Source organism: Klebsiella sp. CB_Kp196 (assembly GCF_040061575.1).
GTDB lineage: Bacteria > Pseudomonadota > Gammaproteobacteria > Enterobacterales > Enterobacteriaceae > Klebsiella > Klebsiella michiganensis.
The window spans coordinates 103,911-120,031 of record NZ_JBEAFH010000002.1 but is presented as its reverse complement, the minus strand read 5'-3'; the positions used below and the strand labels follow the sequence as shown (position 1 = coordinate 120,031).

Sequence of the window (16,121 nt, the reverse complement as noted above, 5' to 3'; positions counted from 1 at the left end):
CCTTATTCCTCCAGTTGTTTTAGACTGCGGCTGCGAATCTCTTGTTGCAGCTTCTCGATAACTTCATTTACGTCCAGGCTGCCCAAGTCTTTGCCACGACGGGTACGCACGGCAACTTTGCCGGCTTCTACCTCTTTGTCGCCACAGACCAACATGTAAGGGACACGACGTAAAGTGTGCTCGCGGATTTTAAAGCCTATCTTCTCATTTCTCAAGTCTGCTTTTACGCGAATGCCCGCATTTTGTAGTTTACGCGTCAATTCGTTAACGTATTCAGCCTGAGAATCAGTAATATTCATGACCACAACCTGCACCGGCGCCAGCCAGCTCGGGAAGAAGCCCGCAAACTCTTCGGTCAGGATGCCAATAAAGCGCTCCAGCGAACCAAGAATCGCGCGGTGAATCATTACCGGTACCTGTCGTTCGTTATTTTCACCCACATAAGAGGCGCTTAAACGCTGCGGCAGGGAGAAGTCCAGCTGTACAGTACCGCACTGCCATGCACGATCGAGGCAGTCATACAGGGTAAATTCAATTTTCGGACCGTAGAACGCGCCTTCACCCAGTTGATACTCAAACGGGATGTTGTTCTCTTCCAGCGCCACGGCCAGATCCGCTTCAGCACGATCCCATGTCTCATCGCTACCGATGCGTTTTTCCGGGCGAGTCGACAGCTTGACGACGATTTTCTCGAAGCCAAAGGTGCTGTACATATCGTAGACCATGCGAATACAGGCGTTCACTTCATCGCGAACCTGATCTTCAGTACAGAAGATATGGGCGTCGTCCTGAGTAAAGCCACGTACGCGCATCAGGCCATGCAGCGCGCCTGACGGCTCATTACGATGGCAGCTACCGAATTCAGCCATACGCAGCGGCAGATCGCGGTAGGATTTCAGCCCCTGGTTGAAGATCTGCACGTGGCCCGGGCAGTTCATCGGCTTGATGCAGTATTCACGGTTCTCGGAAGAGGTGGTGAACATCGCATCTTTATAGTTGTCCCAGTGGCCGGTTTTTTCCCACAGCACGCGGTCCATCATAAACGGGCCTTTAACTTCCTGATACTGGTACTCTTTCAGCTTAGAACGCACAAAAGTTTCCAGTTCGCGGAAGATAGTCCAGCCGTCGTTATGCCAGAACACCATGCCCGGCGCCTCTTCCTGCATATGATACAGGTCGAGCTGCTTACCGATTTTACGGTGATCGCGCTTAGCGGCTTCTTCCAGACGCTGCAGATAGGCATTTAAGGCTTTTTTATCTGCCCATGCGGTTCCGTAGATGCGCTGCAGCATTTTATTGTTGCTATCGCCGCGCCAGTAGGCGCCAGCGGTCTTCATCAGTTTGAAATGATGACAGAAACGCATATTCGGCACGTGCGGCCCACGGCACATGTCGACATACTCTTCATGATGATACAAACCGGGTTTGTCATCATGCGCAATGTTTTCATCAAGAATGGAGACTTTATAGCTCTCGCCGCGCTTCACGAAGGTTTCACGCGCTTCGTGCCAGCTGACTTTTTTCTTAATGACGTCGTAGTTTTTCTCGGCGAGCTCGTGCATACGTTTTTCGAGCGCGTCGATATCTTCCTGGGTCAGGGTATGGTCCAGATCGACATCATAGTAGAAACCGTTGTCGACAACCGGGCCGATCGCCATCTTGGTATTTGGCCACAGCTGTTTAATCGCGTGCCCCAAAAGGTGCGCACAGGAGTGACGAATAATCTCAAGTCCATCTTCATCTTTCGCGGTGATGATAGAGAGCGTCGCGTCGTTTTCAATTAAGTCGCAGGCGTCAACCAGCTCGCCGTTGACGCGGCCGGCGATGGTGGCTTTAGCCAGACCAGGGCCAATATCCAGAGCGACGTCCATCGGGCTCACAGCGTGATCAAAATGGCGTTGGCTGCCATCAGGAAGCGTAATTACAGGCATTTCATGTCCTTATTTGCAGTGGTGCCCCACACGAAAGAGCACATACAAAACAATATAATCATAATTATCAACACGTTCAGGCCCAGTTCCCGCTTCACTCTGCGAAAATATGTGCACGCTCGTTCACCGACGCGTACCCACCTGCAGCCGCCTGTTGATAACACCGACGGTTAGTTTACACATCATTAGTGCGTGATAAAAGTCACATGAGACTAAATGGTTATTGCTGATGGAAAAAAAAGGTCGCGGCGCAACAAACCCAGCGTAATTGCTGCGGAACCGTGCGGCAAAAGAGCGCGGCAGGACGATATGACGCATAAAGAATATTTATGCTTTCACATCAATTATGCATGTTTAACACAAAGTGCGGAAAGCAAAACCGGTACGGCATTACCCGGTTTGCTGCTTCACGAAATAATTAAAGGATGATGTTCAAGTACAATGAAATATCAGGACCATTCGCCGGCGACAAGTTTATGAACATCAAAAGCATCATTCATTGACTGCCCGGTAGACTGTGAGCCCGGCGCTATGTTGGAGCCTGCTTCGACATCGGTAGCTTTGGCAATGCCAACTTGGGTATGCTCGTTATTACCCGGCTGCGGTGCGGGAGCGGCGGCAAATGCGCCAAAAGACAGCGTGCACAGCATCACGGCCGCGAGTGCGATTTTGCTATTTCTCATGATAGTCATTCTCTTATTTGTTTCAGATAAATAGAACGGCGTCGTTATCGCCGCCTGTGTGCAACAGTATAGATCCAGATCACATTTTTGTCCGACCCAATATTTATCTTTTCGTGTCAAATTAACTGCATATTTGTCAGCAAAATAGCAATTGTGGGGAAATTATGAAGACGATTTCTTTTTATAAAAAACAAAACGAGAGACCAAAAATAATAATGTCACTTATTGCCAAATTTAAAACAATCAGGCCAGAATATCTGGCCTGAAATATTACATTTTATAACCGAGCGATAGCGTGGTACGGCGATCGGTGTGTTCCGGCGCCGATGACGGCGGCTCAGAGTTCCACGTCAGGTTATAGGCGACCTTGAGGGCAAAGTGAGCATTGATGGCAACGTTCAGCGCGCTTTCGGAGTTCAGCGTCGTATCTTCAGCGCCGAATACCGAAACACCTTGCGTAAATTTGGCGTTATCGGTCATCTGCCAGGCGTAAGTGCCGGAAGCATAGCCCAACGGCTGAGTATCAGTATCGCCGTCGGTATACTCGTCGTAGCGTACGCCAGGACCAAATTCAAAACGCAGGCTGTGTACCGGTCCGTTCATAATCTGTCGACCATAACCTGCGGTAAACACATCCCGCTGCTGATAACCATTGTAACGATCCGTCAGCCAGCTGGCCTGGCCAAATATATAGTTCTGGTCAGTCAGGTTGTAACGACTACGTCCCCCCACCGCGTACCTTTCCGAAGAGCGCTGATCGTTTGACGACGTATTGCTGGCATTCCCCCACAGCGACCATGCGGTGGTATTGCCATACCAGGTCAACGTGGAGTCGGCGGTCATTGAGGAACTTTTCGTATTGCCGGACTGCGCCAGATAACCGGCGTTAACAGTACCTTCGAAAGGTTTTTTAGCAGAAGATGGGTCATCCATGACAGTAAAAACGGAATCATCGGCCATTGCGCACGCAGACGCAAAAAGCCCTCCCGCGAGCAACGCCGCTGCGGGTACTGTCTTCAAAAGCTTCATTTAATTTTAAGTCCGTACAACCTATAAGGAGACCTGGAGGGTCCCGGGAGCTTTCGCGAGGATCGCGGATAGCCGGTCCTAAGAAAGGGAGTAAATTATAAAAAAGCACGATTAACTTAGCAATCAATTACTCTTTCATTTTTTGTATAAGACGCTTCTCAAAACAATTTTTATTTCATAAAGATAAAAAGAGGTTGCGTTGTATAAGTGGCGCGTCGCTTCCCCTTCCCTCCTTTAAGTGCCATGCTTAAAACCAGAGCAGCTAAATTCGTATTATGGAGGAAACTGGATGACCAAAATCTATACGCTCACGTTAGCCCCCTCGCTCGATAGCGCAACCCAGACCCCGCAAATTTACCCGGAAGGCAAACTGCGCTGTAGCGCTCCCGTGTTTGAACCCGGCGGCGGCGGAATTAACGTTGCGCGAGCCATCACTTTTCTTGGCGGCAGCGCCACAGCCATCTTTCCCGTCGGCGGGGCGACAGGCGAACACCTGACGGCGCTGCTGACGGATGAACATGTTCCCGTCGATACGGTAGAGACCCATGACTGGACGCGGCAGAATCTTCACGTGCATGTGAACGCCAGCGGCGAGCAATATCGTTTCGTGATGCCGGGCGCAGCGTTAACTAAGGAGGAGCTCCAGCTCCTTGAGGAAAAAGTCCTCGCCATCGCCCCGGGTTCCCTGCTGGTGATTAGCGGAAGTCTCCCGCCCGGCATCAGCGTCGATAGCCTGACGCAGCTGGTCAAAAACGCTCAGCAGCATGGATTGCGCTGTATTGTTGATAGTTCCGGTGACGCGCTCGCCGCAGCGCTTGATGTCGGCAATATCGAGCTGGTTAAGCCGAACCAGAAAGAGCTTAGCGCTCTGGTACAGCGGGATCTGAGCCAGCCGGATGATGTGCGTCTTGCGGCGCAGGAGCTCATTCGGTCGGGCAAAGTCCAGCGTGTCGTCGTCTCCCTCGGCGCCCAGGGTGCGCTCGGCGTTGATGCCCAGGGTAGCGTTCAGGTAGTACCGCCGCCGATGAAAAGCCAGAGCACCGTCGGCGCCGGTGACAGTATGGTCGGCGCAATGACCTTAAGGCTGGCGGAAAACGCCTCGCTTGAAGATATGGTTCGCTTTGGCGTTGCGGCGGGTAGTGCGGCAACCATCAATCAGGGCACCCGCCTTTGCTCGCTGGATAATACGCAAAAAATCTACACCTATCTGCGCGGTTGATAACGCTTTCGCTCCCTCTGGGAAGACAGAGGGAGTCGCCAAATCAGCATGATGGTCTATGCTAAAAATGCCATGGATAACAACGGGGTGAAAAATGAGTAGCGAAATTATTGCCTGGGTCGTCACGGTTCGTTTTCACGAAGAGACGTTAACCGAAATTAACGAACTCAGTAATCACCTCACCCGCGCCGGATTTACCCTCGTCTTAAACGATGATGAAGGGAACGTCCACGAGCTCGGCACCAACACCTTCGGCCTGCTTTCTATGCAGAATGCCGAGGAAGTCAACGCCTTAAGCGCAGGTTTAGCCGAAACCGCGCTGGGAAGACCCGTCGACGTCACCGTGGTCACATTCAGCGAGTGGTTAAAAGCTCAATAAGTGCGATTGACGCAACGGAAAACGTCCAGTTGTGCGTCAGTTCGAGTTTTACGCCGGGTTTATGCGCTAACCTTATGAAATGTTGGAAAACATGGGGAGAGACGGCATGTGGCAAGCTATCAGCAATTTGTTACGCGATTTGCATACCGAAGCAGCTGAAATCGAACTGCGAAACGAACTACCCGGTGGAGAGATACACGCTGCCTGGCATTTACGCTATGGCGGGCGAGATTACTTCGTAAAATGCGACGAACGCGAGCTGTTACCCATCTTCACGGCCGAGGCAGACCAGCTTGAACTACTGTCGCGCAGTAAAACGGTGAACGTACCGCAGGTTTTTGCCGTGGGCAGCGATCGAGATTACAGCTTTCTGGTGATGGAATACCTCCCTCCTCGCCCGCTGGATGCGCACAACGCTTTCCTGTTAGGCCAGCAAATTGCCCATTTACATCAGTGGAGCGACCAACCTCAGTTTGGTCTGGATTTTGACAACGACCTCTCCACCACCCCCCAGCCGAACGCCTGGCAGCGTCGCTGGTCAACTTTCTTTGCCGAACAGCGCATCGGCTGGCAGCTGGAACTCGCCGCCGAGAAAGGCCTACATTTTGGTGATATCGATCATCTTGTTGATATTGTTCAGCAACGGCTGAGCAGTCATCAGCCGCAGCCGTCGCTGCTTCACGGTGACTTATGGTCCGGTAACTGCGCGCTCGGGCCAAACGGGCCCTATATTTTCGACCCTGCCTGCTACTGGGGCGATCGCGAATGCGATTTGGCGATGCTCCCGCTGCATCCGGAACAGCCGCCGCAAATCTATGACGGCTATCAGTCCGTATCGCCGCTGCCGTCCGGCTTTCTCGAGCGGCAGCCCATCTACCAGCTCTATACGCTGCTGAATCGGGCGATTCTGTTTGGCGGACAGCATCTGGTGACGGCGCAGAAAGCGCTTGATGAGGTGTTCATGGATAAGGCCCCTTAAGGGGCCTTGTTTTTGAGGGTTAGCTAATTTGTACGCCTTTCAGACGGAACTGAATGGTCATGGTAATGCCGGTTCCCGGTTTACCCGGTTCATAGCGCCATTTACGTAAAGCGTTTTTCACTTCACGCTCAAACATATTGGCAGGCTGGGCGGAGAGGATCTGCACGTTGTCCACGCGCCCGTCCGGCGTGACGTCAAACTTAACCCGTACGCTTCCTTCAATGCGCAGCGCCTGGGCACGAGCCGGATAGCTCGGCTCTCCGCGACTTAGCGCCCGCGGCCCGGAAGGCGCCGTCACGGTGGGTTTAGCGGTCGCGGTTGAGGTGCTCGGCGCGGTGCGCGCCGGCGCCGTATTTGTATTTTCAAACGGCGAGGCCGGGCGCGTTTCCGCCGGTTTTACATCACGCTTCGGTTGTTCGACCTTTTTTTCCGGCTTCGGTTTAGGCTTTGGCTTCGGTTTTGGCTTTGGTTTATGGATAACAACCGGCGCCTCTTTTGGCGGTTCAGGCATCACTTCCGGTTCCGGTTCTGGCTCCGGTTCAACAACGGGCTCAACGACCGGCTGAGCCGCCTGAGGCGGTTCCAGATCTGCCGGGGCCACCATAGTGATTTCAATGGGCTGTGAGGGTGCCGGCCGTTCAATAACCTGATGTACCGAAGTATAGAGCAACCCCGCGATAACACTGCCGTGGATAACCACAGACAGTAGCGTAGGCCACGGAAAGCGGCGAGGTAAATCAAAGGTCATTGCGCTCATAGTCGTTTCTGTTGAAAAATGATGCCCCGATTTTAAATGCAAATAGCAATCATATTCAACTAGGGTTGTTGGCTTGTATCAAAATTTGCCCTGTTTTCTGACAAAAAGCCCCCGGGACGTGGCATTCTGGGGATCGTGATCATCTTTGCATTGCAGTCAACGACGGTTTCACTTAACGTGATTCGCCAATTTATTGATAAGGAGCCATGCCGTGCTTTACGTTATCTACGCTGAAGATATCGCCGACTCTCTGGAAAAACGGACATCGGTACGTCCCGCCCATCTGGCGCGTTTGCAATTATTACATGATGAAGGTCGTTTACTGACCGCCGGCCCAATGCCTGCCGTAGACAGTAATGAACCCGGCGCGGCGGGCTTCACCGGCTCAACGGTCATTGCGGAATTTGAATCGCTGGAAGCGGCGCAATCATGGGCCAATGACGATCCCTATATCGCCGCAGGGGTTTATCAGAAAGTCTCGGTGAAACCGTATAAAAAGGTTTTTTAGCCTATAAAATGCTTAAGCAATAAGAACGCGTTAAAAATTTAATCTATGGCGATCGTTCATTAGAGGACGTTTCTAAGTACGCGAGTACGGAATGGTCGCCATCCTTATGTCTCTCCACTTCCCCGGTTCTGCATTCCGTTCTCTTTAGGACGCGCCCTGATGATAGCCGTTTGCCGACAGTGCATCAGCACCGCCGACTTTCTATGGTTAATTACCTGTTGGACTTCAGCGTTCCCTTAAGACCATGCGGCTCTGAGCGAAGATACTGCGGCGGAACGCTCACCTGAGCGCCCAGCGCTGCCGCGGCATGCCATGGCCAGTGCGGATTGTAGAGCACGGCGCGGGCAATGGCGATGAGGTCGGCGTCGCCATTTTGTAGCGCCTCTTCCGCCTGCTGCGCTTCCGTCACCAGACCCACACCGATCACCGGGATATTCACCTTCTCGCGGATTTCACGCGCGAACGGCAGCTGATAGCCGGGCCCCACCTGAATCGCCTGATGAGGCGACAGCCCGCCGCTGGAAACATGAATATAGTCGCAGCCAAGCGCCTCAAGCTGCTGGCTGAAGATAATCGATTGTGCGTTATCCCAGCCGCCATCCACCCAGTCTGTTGCTGAAAGTCGGACGCCCACCGCGATGTCCTGACTGACGGCCTCACGGATGGCCCGGAATATCTCGAGCGGAAAACGCAAACGGTTCTCCAGCGAGCCGCCGTATTCGTCGGTACGCTGGTTACTGAGCGGTGAAAGGAACTGGTGCAACAGGTAACCATGCGCGGCATGCAGTTCAATCAATTCAATACCCATCCGCTCAGCGCGTCTGGCGCTGTCTACGAATGACTGCTTGATGCGTTTCATGTGGTCCTGAGTAAGCTCAACCGGAGGACGTTCACCTTCACCATAGGCCAGCGCTGATGGCGCAACCGTGTCCCATCCGCCAGAATCATGCGCCAGCTGGTGTCCCCCCAGCCAGGGGGCTGCGGAAGAGGCTTTTCGTCCGGCATGGCCCAGCTGGATACCGATGGGGATTGAAGCGTACTGGCGGATATCGTTCAGCACGGTGCGTAATGCGGCTTCCGTTTCGTCATTCCATAAGCCCAGATCAGCCGGGGTAATGCGTCCGGCGGGCTCTACAGCGCTGGCTTCGATAATCAGTAAGCCCGCACCGGAAAAAGCCAGTTGACCAAGATGGATACGATGCCATGCCGTCGCCTTGCCATTGTCGGCGGAGTACTGGCACATTGGCGCAATGACAATACGGTTCTCAAGTTCCAGCTTACCGATTCGCACCGGACTAAAAAGTTGACTCATAGATACCTCTCAATAATAGAAGCCTTACGGACATTATAAGTAGCACGTGCTGATGCATGGCACTTCCCGTTTTTTGCGTTTATACGCGTTGGGCCAGTCTTATGAGGTATGGCGCGATGCGACTTCCTGCCCGCCGCTGCTGATGCAAACAATAACGCAGGAGCCTGTGAGAAACCGGGTTTCGCCGGCAGAAGAAAGAGAGATGACAGTCTAAGAATATATGCTAAGAACGAAACGCTGATAAAACAGAGGCACCGCGAGCGGTGCCTTTTGTTTCGACTCTCAACATTCAGAGAAGGTGAACAGCAGAGAGTGACGTTGCCGTTTAACCAGCTCCTTTCTGATGGAGAGGATGCGCATATTACGACGCGACTGGCCTTCCAGCCAGCGTGCTTTACGGCGACTCACCTGCCGAAGCATGCGCCAGCGCCCTACTTCCGTTCTACTACGCTTCATTGCAACTACTCTACAAGTAAAAACAGCCTGCATTATAGACCGATGAATCTGGCTAACCAACGCTTTCGCTGCGTTTTTATTTGCCAGATGGATGATGATGCGTAAACTCATGTCATCAAGTCATTCAAAAGGATTTTTCATCTATGACAACCTTTTACACGGTGGTGAACTGGCTGGTTATACTCGGTTACTGGCTACTTATCGCCGGTGTAACATTACGGATATTAATGAAAAGGCGCGCGGTCCCGTCAGCGATGGCATGGCTGCTTGTCATTTATATTCTTCCCCTGGTGGGCATTATCGCCTATCTCTCTTTTGGCGAACTGCATCTGGGTAAACGCCGCGCCGAACGCGCGCGGGCCATGTGGCCCTCAACGGCCAAGTGGTTAAAGGACCTCAAAGCCTGCAAGCATATCTTTGCCGAGGAGAATAGTCCGGTCGCGGAATCCTTGTTCAAGCTCTGCGAACGTCGGCAGGGCATTGGCGGCGTCAAAGGCAATCAGCTCCAGTTGCTCACCGAATCCGATGACGTCATGCAGGCGCTCATCCGCGATATCCAGCTCGCTCGTCACAATATTGAGATGGTGTTCTATATCTGGCAGCCCGGCGGCATGGCCGATCAGGTCGCCGAATCATTGATGGCGGCGGCAAGGCGCGGCGTACACTGCCGGCTGATGCTCGACTCCGCCGGGAGCGTGGCGTTTTTCCGTAGTCCCTGGGCCGCCATGATGCGTAATGCCGGCATTGAAGTCGTCGAAGCCCTGAAGGTCAACCTGATGCGCGTTTTTCTGCGCCGTATGGACCTGCGTCAGCATCGTAAAATGGTCATGATCGATAACTATATTGCCTATACCGGCAGTATGAATCTGGTCGACCCGCGTTTCTTTAAGCAGGACTCCGGCGTTGGCCAGTGGATCGATCTGATGGCGCGAATGGAAGGTCCGGTAGCGACAGCGATGGGCATTGTCTACTCCTGCGACTGGGAGATTGAAACCGGCAAACGTATTTTGCCTCCGCCGCCGGACGCGAACATTATGCCGTTCGAAGAGGCCAGCGGGCACACGATTCACACTATCGCCTCGGGCCCGGGCTTTCCGGAAGATTTGATCCATCAGGCTCTGCTCACGGCCGCCTACGCGGCCAAAGAGCATTTGATCATGACGACCCCCTACTTTGTGCCCAGCGACGACCTTTTGCATGCCATCTGTACCGCCGCCCAGCGCGGCGTCGATGTCAGCATCATCCTGCCGCGCAAGAACGATTCTCTGCTGGTGGGCTGGGCCAGTCGCGCCTTCTTTACCGAGCTGCTGGCTGCCGGGGTAAAGATTTACCAGTTTGAAGGCGGTCTGCTGCATACTAAGAGCGTGCTGGTTGACGGCGAACTTAGCCTTGTGGGCACCGTTAACCTCGATATGCGCAGCCTGTGGCTCAACTTCGAGATTACGCTGGTGATTGACGATGCCGGATTTGGCAGCGATCTGGCCGCGGTGCAGGACGATTACATATCCCGCTCGCGCCTGCTGGACGCCAGGCTGTGGTTAAAACGTCCGCTGTGGCAGCGGATCGCCGAGCGACTGTTTTACTTCTTCAGTCCGTTGCTGTAAAACGTGCCAATCAGATGTTTAATGGGTAGCAATCATGGATATGGATTTAAACAATCGCCTGACCGAAGACGAAACGCTTGAACAGGCTTACGACATTTTCCTCGAACTGGCCGTCGACAACCTCGATCCGGCGGATGTCATTCTGTTCAACCTGCAGTTTGAAGAACGCGGCGGCGCCGAGCTCTTCGATCCGGCGCCTGACTGGGAAGAGCACGTCGATTTTGACCTCAACCCTGACTTCTTTGCTGAAGTGGTCATTGGTCTGGCCGATGAAGATGGCGGCGAAATTAACGATATTTTTGCGCGCGTGCTGCTGTGTCGTGAAAAAGACCACAAGCTCTGTCATATCCTGTGGCGCGAATAAGCTCTTTCTTAAGCAAATAGCTTATATAAAAGAAGAAGCCTGCCTGAGTTAACCAGGGCAGGCTTTTTTAGTTATTCAGGCAGTTCGCTGCCGCAAGCGTTGCAGTAGCGAGCGTCTTTTTCATGAACGTTATGCTGACAATGCGGACACTGGCGCTGAGTCCGGCGATTCTGAAATGCGGTGGTCATATGGCTGGTAATTAAGCCGGTGGGGATCGCAATAATCGAGTAGCCAATCAAGATAAGAATGGAGGCCAAAATTCGCCCCAGCGGCGTATGCGGCGTAATATCGCCATACCCTACCGTGGTTATCGTCACTATCGCCCAGTAAACCGACGCGTTCAGCGTAGTGAAACCGTATCGCGGCCCCTCAACCAGATACATCAGGGAGCCAAAGATCACCATGACGATGGCAATAAAAGAATAGAACAGGATCAGCTGGTGGCGAGCGCTGACGATAGCGGCCCAGAAAATATTCAACGACGGCATAAAGCGCAGCAGCTTAAGGATACGCAACGCGCGAATAGCGCGCATGGCCCGCCAGGCAAACACGTATTCAATACTGATCTCGGGCCACAGCCACATAACGTAAAGCGGTAAAATGGTGGCCAGGTCAATAATGCCCCAGAAGCTGAAAATATACTTTAGCGGATTCGGCCAGCTGATAATGCGCAGAAAATACTCAAAGGTAAAAACCGCCGTCACGACAAGTTCGAGCCAGACGAAAATATGCCATTCGTCTAAGGTCAGATGATATTGCGTTCCGAGCCCGGACTCGATAAATATCACCAGCACGCTAAGCAGGGCAAATACGCCGCAAAGTCCCTCGAAATGCCGACCGGATCGTCGGTTTTGATCGAAGAGTAAATGATACAGCCGCAGACGAGCGGCATGAATATGAAAAGCCACGTTAACCTCGCTAAAAAAAGGGCTGACTAACGTCAGCCCCTGAGATTATAACGGGTCCACCTTCAGGCAGGAAACCGCATGGCGGAAACTGCCCTCCAGCACCGGTCGCGTCTTAGCGCACTCCGGCCCGGCAATCGGGCATCTGGTGCGGAATACGCATCCCGACGGCGGGTTAATCGGCGATGGCAATTCCCCCTCCAGAAGCTGGATCGTTTTATTCTTTTCCTTATCAGGGTCCGGAACCGGCACCGCCGACATCAGCGCTTTGGTATAGGGATGCAGCGGATTATGATACACCTCATCATAGGTGCCGAGCTCCACGGCATGGCCAAGATACATCACCAGCACGCGATCGGAGATATGCTTCACGACCGCCAGATCGTGGGCGATAAAAATCAGCGACAGTCCCATTTCCCGCTGCAGCTGCTGCAGCAGATTCACTACCTGCGCCTGAATCGACACGTCCAGCGCTGACACCGGCTCATCGCAGATAATGAGCTTCGGTTCAAGAATTAGCGCACGGGCAATACCGATACGCTGGCACTGACCGCCGGAGAATTCATGCGGATAGCGGTTAATCAGGTTCGGCAGCAGCCCCACTTTCATCATCATCGCCTTAACGCGATCGCGAACTTCCTGACGCGGCATTTTGGGATGATAGGTGCGCAGCGGCTCGGCGATGATTTCCCCGATAGTCATGCGCGGGTTTAGCGACGCCAGCGGATCCTGAAAGATCATCTGAATATCGCTGCGTACGTCGCGCCACTCGTCGGCCTTCATCCCCAGCAAATCTCTGCCTAACCAGGCGACTTTACCGTCGGTGGCCTTCACCAGACCGATGATGGCGCGCGCGAAGGTCGATTTTCCGCATCCGGACTCCCCGACCACGCCCAGCGTTTCCCCTTCATACAGACGCAGCGTTACGCCATCTACCGCTTTCAGCGTTTTCGACGGCTGCCAGAACCACTGTTTGCCGTCTTTAATATCAAAGTGTACTTTCAGATCGGCGATTTCGAGCAGGACTTTTCTTTGTTCCGTTACGGCGTTCATAGCAAATCCCCCACCGGTTGAAAGCAGGCGCGCAGGCGGCCCGGCGCAAACTCCTCCAGAGGCGGAGCGCTGTTGCAAATCTCCATCGCGTGCGGGCAACGCGGCTGGAATGGACAGCCTTTCGGCAGACGCAGCAGATTCGGCGGGTTGCCCGGAATCGTTAACAGGGCGTCGCCTTCTGCGTCCAGGCGCGGGACCGCATTGAGCAGGCCAATAGAATAAGGATGAGAGGGATGGTAGAAGACGTCGCGCGCCTGACCATATTCCATCGTGCGTCCGGCGTACATCACCAGCACCTTATCGCAGATCCCGGCGACGACGCCGAGATCGTGGGTAATCATAATGATCGCCGTATTGAACTCGCGCTTGAGCTCATTAAGCAATGTCATTATTTGCGCCTGCACGGTTACGTCCAGCGCCGTTGTCGGCTCATCGGCAATCAGCAGCTTAGGCCGGCACAGCAGCGCCATCGCAATCATGACGCGCTGGCGCATCCCGCCGGAAAACTCGTGCGGATACATTTTCATCCGTTTGCGCGCCTCGGGCATTTTGACCGCATCCAGCATTTTCACCGACTCTTCAAAGGCTTCGGCTTTGCTCAGCGCTTTATGCAGCATCAGGACTTCCATCAGCTGTTCGCCTACCCGCATATACGGATTAAGCGACGTCATCGGGTCCTGAAAAATCATTGAGATCTGCTCGGCGCGCAGCTTATTCAGCTCGCGCTCCGGGAGGTTAAGGATCTGCTTCCCGTTAAAGGTCGCTGACCCCCCGATACGGCCGTTGGCGGCCAGCAGGCCCATCAGCGCAAAAGCGGTTTGCGACTTACCGGAACCGGACTCGCCTACGATGCCTAAGGTTTCCCCCGCCCGTAGATTAAAATTGAGATCGTTGACCGCAGTCACATCACCATCGGGAGTCGCAAAGGTGACGCGGAGATCTTTCACATCCAGAAGCAATCCGGATTGTTGTACTGCCTGCGGCGCTTTCGCCGTTTCCATCGTACTCATGTCGGCGCTCCTTAGCGGTCTTTCGGGTCGAGGGCATCACGCAGGCCATCGCCGATAAAGTTAAAACAAAACAGCGTTACCACCAGAAAACCGGCAGGAAACAGCAGCAGCCACGGCGATACTTCCATTGAGTTCGCGCCATCGCTGAGCAGCGCGCCCCAGCTACTTAACGGCTCCTGGGTACCCAGGCCGAGGAAGCTTAAGAAGGATTCAAACAGAATCATGCTCGGGACCAGCAGGGAGGCGTACACCACGACCACGCCAAGCACGTTAGGCACGATATGGCGGATAACGATATTGCCGGTTGAAACGCCGCCGACCTGCGCGGCTTCAATAAACTCTTTTCGCTTCAGGCTTAGGGTCTGACCGCGAACGATACGCGCCATATCCAGCCAGGAGACCATCCCAATGGCAACGAAAATCAGCAGGATATTCTGGCCAAAGAAGGTCACCAGCAGGATGACGAAGAACATAAACGGAAAGGAGTTGAGGATTTCCAGCAGGCGCATCATCACTGAATCCACCTTGCCGCCCAGATAGCCGGAAAGCGACCCGTAAAGCGTCCCCAGAATCACCGCCACCAGCGCTGCAGCCACGCCGACCATCAGCGAGATACGTCCGCCGATCGCCACCCGCACCAGCAGGTCGCGACCCGAAGAGTCGGTCCCAAAGTAGTGTCCGGACTCCATATCCGGGGCGCTGGACATCATGCCCCAGTCGGTATCGTAATAGGAAAACTGCGATACCATCGGCGCGATGGTGACAAAGAGCGCAATGATCACCAGCACAATCAGGCTGGCAACCGCAGCACGGTTATGCATAAAGCGGCGGCGGGCGTCCTGCCAGAGGCTGCGCCCCTCGACTTCCAGCTTTTCACTGAAGTTTTCCAGCGCCTCGTTGTTTTTCTTACTTAACATCATGGCGAACCCCAGCGTTAGTAACGGATCTTCGGATCGATAACGGCATACAGCACGTCAACGATCGCATTAAACAGAATGGTCAATGCGCCAACCAGAATGGTCAGACTGAGTACCAGCGAGTAGTCGCGGTTCAGCGCGCCGTTGACGAACAGTTGACCAATTCCCGGCAGGCCATAAATGGTTTCAATGACCATCGAGCCGGTAATAATGCCGACAAACGCGGGTCCCATATAGGAGAGCACCGGCAGCAGCGCGGGCTTTAACGCGTGACGCAGAATAATGCGGCGCATCGGTAAGCCTTTTGCCCGGGCGGTGCGAATGAAGTTAGAGTGCAGCACTTCGATCATCGAGCCGCGGGTAATACGCGCGATACTGGCGATATAGGCCAGGGATAGAGCCACCATGGGCAAAATCATATATTGCAGCGCCCCACCGTTCCATCCGCCGCCCGGCAGCCAGTGCAGCGTAATGGCAAATATCATGACCAGTAAGGGCGCGACCACGAAACTCGGTATCACAACCCCGGTCATTGCCACCCCCATTACGGCAAAGTCCCATTTCGTATTTTGCTTCAATGCCGCAATCACCCCGGCACTCACGCCAAGCACCACCGCGAGAAAAAATGCGGCGAAGCCTAATTTGGCGGACACCGGGAAGCTGGACGCCACCAGATCGTTGACCGAGTAATCTTTATATTTAAAGGAAGGACCGAAATCACCGTGCGCCAGCTGCTTCAGATAATTGAAGTACTGGGTCATGATGGGGTCATTTAAATGGTATTTTGCTTCAATATTCGCCATGACTTCTGGCGGCAGCGTGCGTTCACCGGTAAAGGGGCTTCCGGGCGCAAGACGCATCATGAAGAAAGAGATAGTAATAAGAATAAATAGCGTCGGAATCGCTTCCAGACAGCGACGTAAGATAAATTTTAACATTGCCCGTACCTTCTGGCGTGTGCCTTCAATAGTGCGATGAAATAAGACACCGTGAGGCAAGCGGTAACGCCTGCCCC

18 protein-coding genes are annotated in these 16,121 nt (G+C 53.7%); 7 read left to right on the top strand and 11 right to left on the bottom strand.

Going from position 1 to position 16,121, the window contains the following annotated elements:
- Nucleotides 1–2: 2 nt before the first annotated feature.
- Nucleotides 3–1,931, bottom strand: a complete 1,929-nt coding sequence (thrS, locus tag ABLU87_RS01615) for a threonine--tRNA ligase (protein WP_004102966.1) — start codon at nucleotides 1,929–1,931, stop codon at nucleotides 3–5.
- 216 nt (nucleotides 1,932–2,147) lie between these two features.
- Here thrS and ABLU87_RS01610 point away from each other — a divergent pair, with 216 nt between their 5' ends.
- Nucleotides 2,148–2,360, top strand: coding sequence for a hypothetical protein (locus tag ABLU87_RS01610; RefSeq protein ID WP_071881738.1), 213 nt, complete (start codon nucleotides 2,148–2,150; stop codon nucleotides 2,358–2,360).
- Nucleotides 2,361–2,380: 20 nt separating this feature from the next.
- On the opposite strand, the gene ABLU87_RS01605 is transcribed toward ABLU87_RS01610, so the two are convergent.
- Both ABLU87_RS01605 and ABLU87_RS01600 read right to left on the bottom strand, forming a co-directional pair.
- Complete coding sequence (locus tag ABLU87_RS01605; protein ID WP_004851800.1) at nucleotides 2,381–2,614, bottom strand: hypothetical protein; 234 nt, start codon at nucleotides 2,612–2,614, stop codon at nucleotides 2,381–2,383.
- Nucleotides 2,615–2,884: 270 nt separating this feature from the next.
- Nucleotides 2,885–3,643, bottom strand: a complete 759-nt coding sequence (locus ABLU87_RS01600) for a YdiY family protein (protein ID WP_004851801.1) — start codon at nucleotides 3,641–3,643, stop codon at nucleotides 2,885–2,887.
- Nucleotides 3,644–3,932: 289 nt separating this feature from the next.
- Here ABLU87_RS01600 and pfkB point away from each other — a divergent pair, with 289 nt between their 5' ends.
- The 3 genes from pfkB (at nucleotide 3,933) to ABLU87_RS01585 (ending at nucleotide 6,220) form a co-directional block, all read left to right on the top strand.
- Complete coding sequence (pfkB, locus tag ABLU87_RS01595) at nucleotides 3,933–4,862, top strand: 6-phosphofructokinase II (protein ID WP_109240588.1); 930 nt, start codon at nucleotides 3,933–3,935, stop codon at nucleotides 4,860–4,862.
- A 94-nt stretch (nucleotides 4,863–4,956) separates the two neighbouring features.
- Nucleotides 4,957–5,241, top strand: a complete 285-nt coding sequence (ghoS, locus tag ABLU87_RS01590) for a type V toxin-antitoxin system endoribonuclease antitoxin GhoS (protein WP_009653733.1) — start codon at nucleotides 4,957–4,959, stop codon at nucleotides 5,239–5,241.
- Between the two features lie 106 nt (nucleotides 5,242–5,347).
- Nucleotides 5,348–6,220 carry a fructosamine kinase family protein gene (locus ABLU87_RS01585; RefSeq protein WP_004851808.1) on the top strand — a complete coding sequence of 291 codons (873 nt, stop codon included), beginning with the start codon at nucleotides 5,348–5,350 and terminating at the stop codon, nucleotides 6,218–6,220.
- A 19-nt stretch (nucleotides 6,221–6,239) separates the two neighbouring features.
- Here the strand turns inward: ABLU87_RS01585 and tonB are convergent, their stop codons facing one another.
- On the bottom strand, nucleotides 6,240–6,977 hold the full coding sequence (tonB, locus tag ABLU87_RS01580) for a TonB system transport protein TonB (RefSeq protein WP_064358135.1): 738 nt from the start codon (nucleotides 6,975–6,977) through the stop codon (nucleotides 6,240–6,242).
- A 211-nt stretch (nucleotides 6,978–7,188) separates the two neighbouring features.
- On the opposite strand from tonB, the gene ABLU87_RS01575 reads away from it, so the two are divergent.
- Nucleotides 7,189–7,485: a YciI family protein gene (locus ABLU87_RS01575; RefSeq protein ID WP_004103089.1), complete on the top strand. Its 297-nt coding sequence runs from the start codon at nucleotides 7,189–7,191 to the stop codon at nucleotides 7,483–7,485.
- A gap of 211 nt (nucleotides 7,486–7,696) precedes the next feature.
- Here the strand turns inward: ABLU87_RS01575 and ABLU87_RS01570 are convergent, their stop codons facing one another.
- A complete protein-coding gene (locus ABLU87_RS01570) occupies nucleotides 7,697–8,797 on the bottom strand; it encodes an NADH:flavin oxidoreductase/NADH oxidase (protein WP_025108230.1) in 1,101 nt (366 codons plus the stop codon).
- 282 nt (nucleotides 8,798–9,079) lie between these two features.
- Complete coding sequence (locus tag ABLU87_RS01565) at nucleotides 9,080–9,253, bottom strand: YciY family protein (protein WP_004851815.1); 174 nt, start codon at nucleotides 9,251–9,253, stop codon at nucleotides 9,080–9,082.
- A 143-nt stretch (nucleotides 9,254–9,396) separates the two neighbouring features.
- Here ABLU87_RS01565 and cls point away from each other — a divergent pair, with 143 nt between their 5' ends.
- The gene (gene cls / locus ABLU87_RS01560) at nucleotides 9,397–10,857 is read left to right on the top strand and encodes a cardiolipin synthase (protein WP_009653730.1); all 1,461 of its coding nucleotides are present in this window, start codon (nucleotides 9,397–9,399) and stop codon (nucleotides 10,855–10,857) included.
- A 34-nt stretch (nucleotides 10,858–10,891) separates the two neighbouring features.
- Nucleotides 10,892–11,221, top strand: a complete 330-nt coding sequence (locus ABLU87_RS01555; RefSeq protein ID WP_004103097.1) for an HI1450 family dsDNA-mimic protein — start codon at nucleotides 10,892–10,894, stop codon at nucleotides 11,219–11,221.
- Nucleotides 11,222–11,292: 71 nt separating this feature from the next.
- Here the strand turns inward: ABLU87_RS01555 and ABLU87_RS01550 are convergent, their stop codons facing one another.
- From ABLU87_RS01550 to oppB, 5 genes are read right to left on the bottom strand one after another with little or no spacing between them, the layout of a single operon-like run.
- The gene (locus tag ABLU87_RS01550) at nucleotides 11,293–12,129 is read right to left on the bottom strand and encodes an ion transporter (RefSeq protein WP_029946974.1); all 837 of its coding nucleotides are present in this window, start codon (nucleotides 12,127–12,129) and stop codon (nucleotides 11,293–11,295) included.
- Nucleotides 12,130–12,174: 45 nt separating this feature from the next.
- Nucleotides 12,175–13,179 carry a murein tripeptide/oligopeptide ABC transporter ATP-binding protein OppF gene (gene oppF, locus ABLU87_RS01545; RefSeq protein WP_004851821.1) on the bottom strand — a complete coding sequence of 335 codons (1,005 nt, stop codon included), beginning with the start codon at nucleotides 13,177–13,179 and terminating at the stop codon, nucleotides 12,175–12,177.
- The gene (locus ABLU87_RS01540) at nucleotides 13,176–14,189 is read right to left on the bottom strand and encodes an ABC transporter ATP-binding protein (RefSeq protein WP_122117545.1); all 1,014 of its coding nucleotides are present in this window, start codon (nucleotides 14,187–14,189) and stop codon (nucleotides 13,176–13,178) included. The genes oppF and ABLU87_RS01540 overlap by 4 nt, the downstream gene beginning before the upstream one ends.
- 11 nt (nucleotides 14,190–14,200) lie before the next feature.
- Nucleotides 14,201–15,109: an oligopeptide ABC transporter permease OppC gene (oppC, locus tag ABLU87_RS01535; RefSeq protein WP_004121697.1), complete on the bottom strand. Its 909-nt coding sequence runs from the start codon at nucleotides 15,107–15,109 to the stop codon at nucleotides 14,201–14,203.
- A 14-nt stretch (nucleotides 15,110–15,123) separates the two neighbouring features.
- Nucleotides 15,124–16,044: an oligopeptide ABC transporter permease OppB gene (gene oppB / locus ABLU87_RS01530; RefSeq protein ID WP_004851825.1), complete on the bottom strand. Its 921-nt coding sequence runs from the start codon at nucleotides 16,042–16,044 to the stop codon at nucleotides 15,124–15,126.
- Nucleotides 16,045–16,121 lie beyond the last annotated feature (77 nt).

Coding starts and splice junctions, on each gene's coding strand:
- thrS (WP_004102966.1), bottom strand. CDS start 1,931: ATGCCTGTAATTACGCTTCCTGATGGCAGCCAACGCCATTTTGATCAC.
- ABLU87_RS01610 (WP_071881738.1), top strand. CDS start 2,148: ATGGTTATTGCTGATGGAAAAAAAAGGTCGCGGCGCAACAAACCCAGC.
- ABLU87_RS01605 (WP_004851800.1), bottom strand. CDS start 2,614: ATGAGAAATAGCAAAATCGCACTCGCGGCCGTGATGCTGTGCACGCTG.
- ABLU87_RS01600 (WP_004851801.1), bottom strand. CDS start 3,643: ATGAAGCTTTTGAAGACAGTACCCGCAGCGGCGTTGCTCGCGGGAGGG.
- pfkB (WP_109240588.1), top strand. CDS start 3,933: ATGACCAAAATCTATACGCTCACGTTAGCCCCCTCGCTCGATAGCGCA.
- ghoS (WP_009653733.1), top strand. CDS start 4,957: ATGAGTAGCGAAATTATTGCCTGGGTCGTCACGGTTCGTTTTCACGAA.
- ABLU87_RS01585 (WP_004851808.1), top strand. CDS start 5,348: ATGTGGCAAGCTATCAGCAATTTGTTACGCGATTTGCATACCGAAGCA.
- tonB (WP_064358135.1), bottom strand. CDS start 6,977: ATGAGCGCAATGACCTTTGATTTACCTCGCCGCTTTCCGTGGCCTACG.
- ABLU87_RS01570 (WP_025108230.1), bottom strand. CDS start 8,797: ATGAGTCAACTTTTTAGTCCGGTGCGAATCGGTAAGCTGGAACTTGAG.
- ABLU87_RS01565 (WP_004851815.1), bottom strand. CDS start 9,253: ATGAAGCGTAGTAGAACGGAAGTAGGGCGCTGGCGCATGCTTCGGCAG.
- cls (WP_009653730.1), top strand. CDS start 9,397: ATGACAACCTTTTACACGGTGGTGAACTGGCTGGTTATACTCGGTTAC.
- ABLU87_RS01555 (WP_004103097.1), top strand. CDS start 10,892: ATGGATATGGATTTAAACAATCGCCTGACCGAAGACGAAACGCTTGAA.
- oppF (WP_004851821.1), bottom strand. CDS start 13,179: ATGAACGCCGTAACGGAACAAAGAAAAGTCCTGCTCGAAATCGCCGAT.
- ABLU87_RS01540 (WP_122117545.1), bottom strand. CDS start 14,189: ATGAGTACGATGGAAACGGCGAAAGCGCCGCAGGCAGTACAACAATCC.
- oppC (WP_004121697.1), bottom strand. CDS start 15,109: ATGATGTTAAGTAAGAAAAACAACGAGGCGCTGGAAAACTTCAGTGAA.
- oppB (WP_004851825.1), bottom strand. CDS start 16,044: ATGTTAAAATTTATCTTACGTCGCTGTCTGGAAGCGATTCCGACGCTA.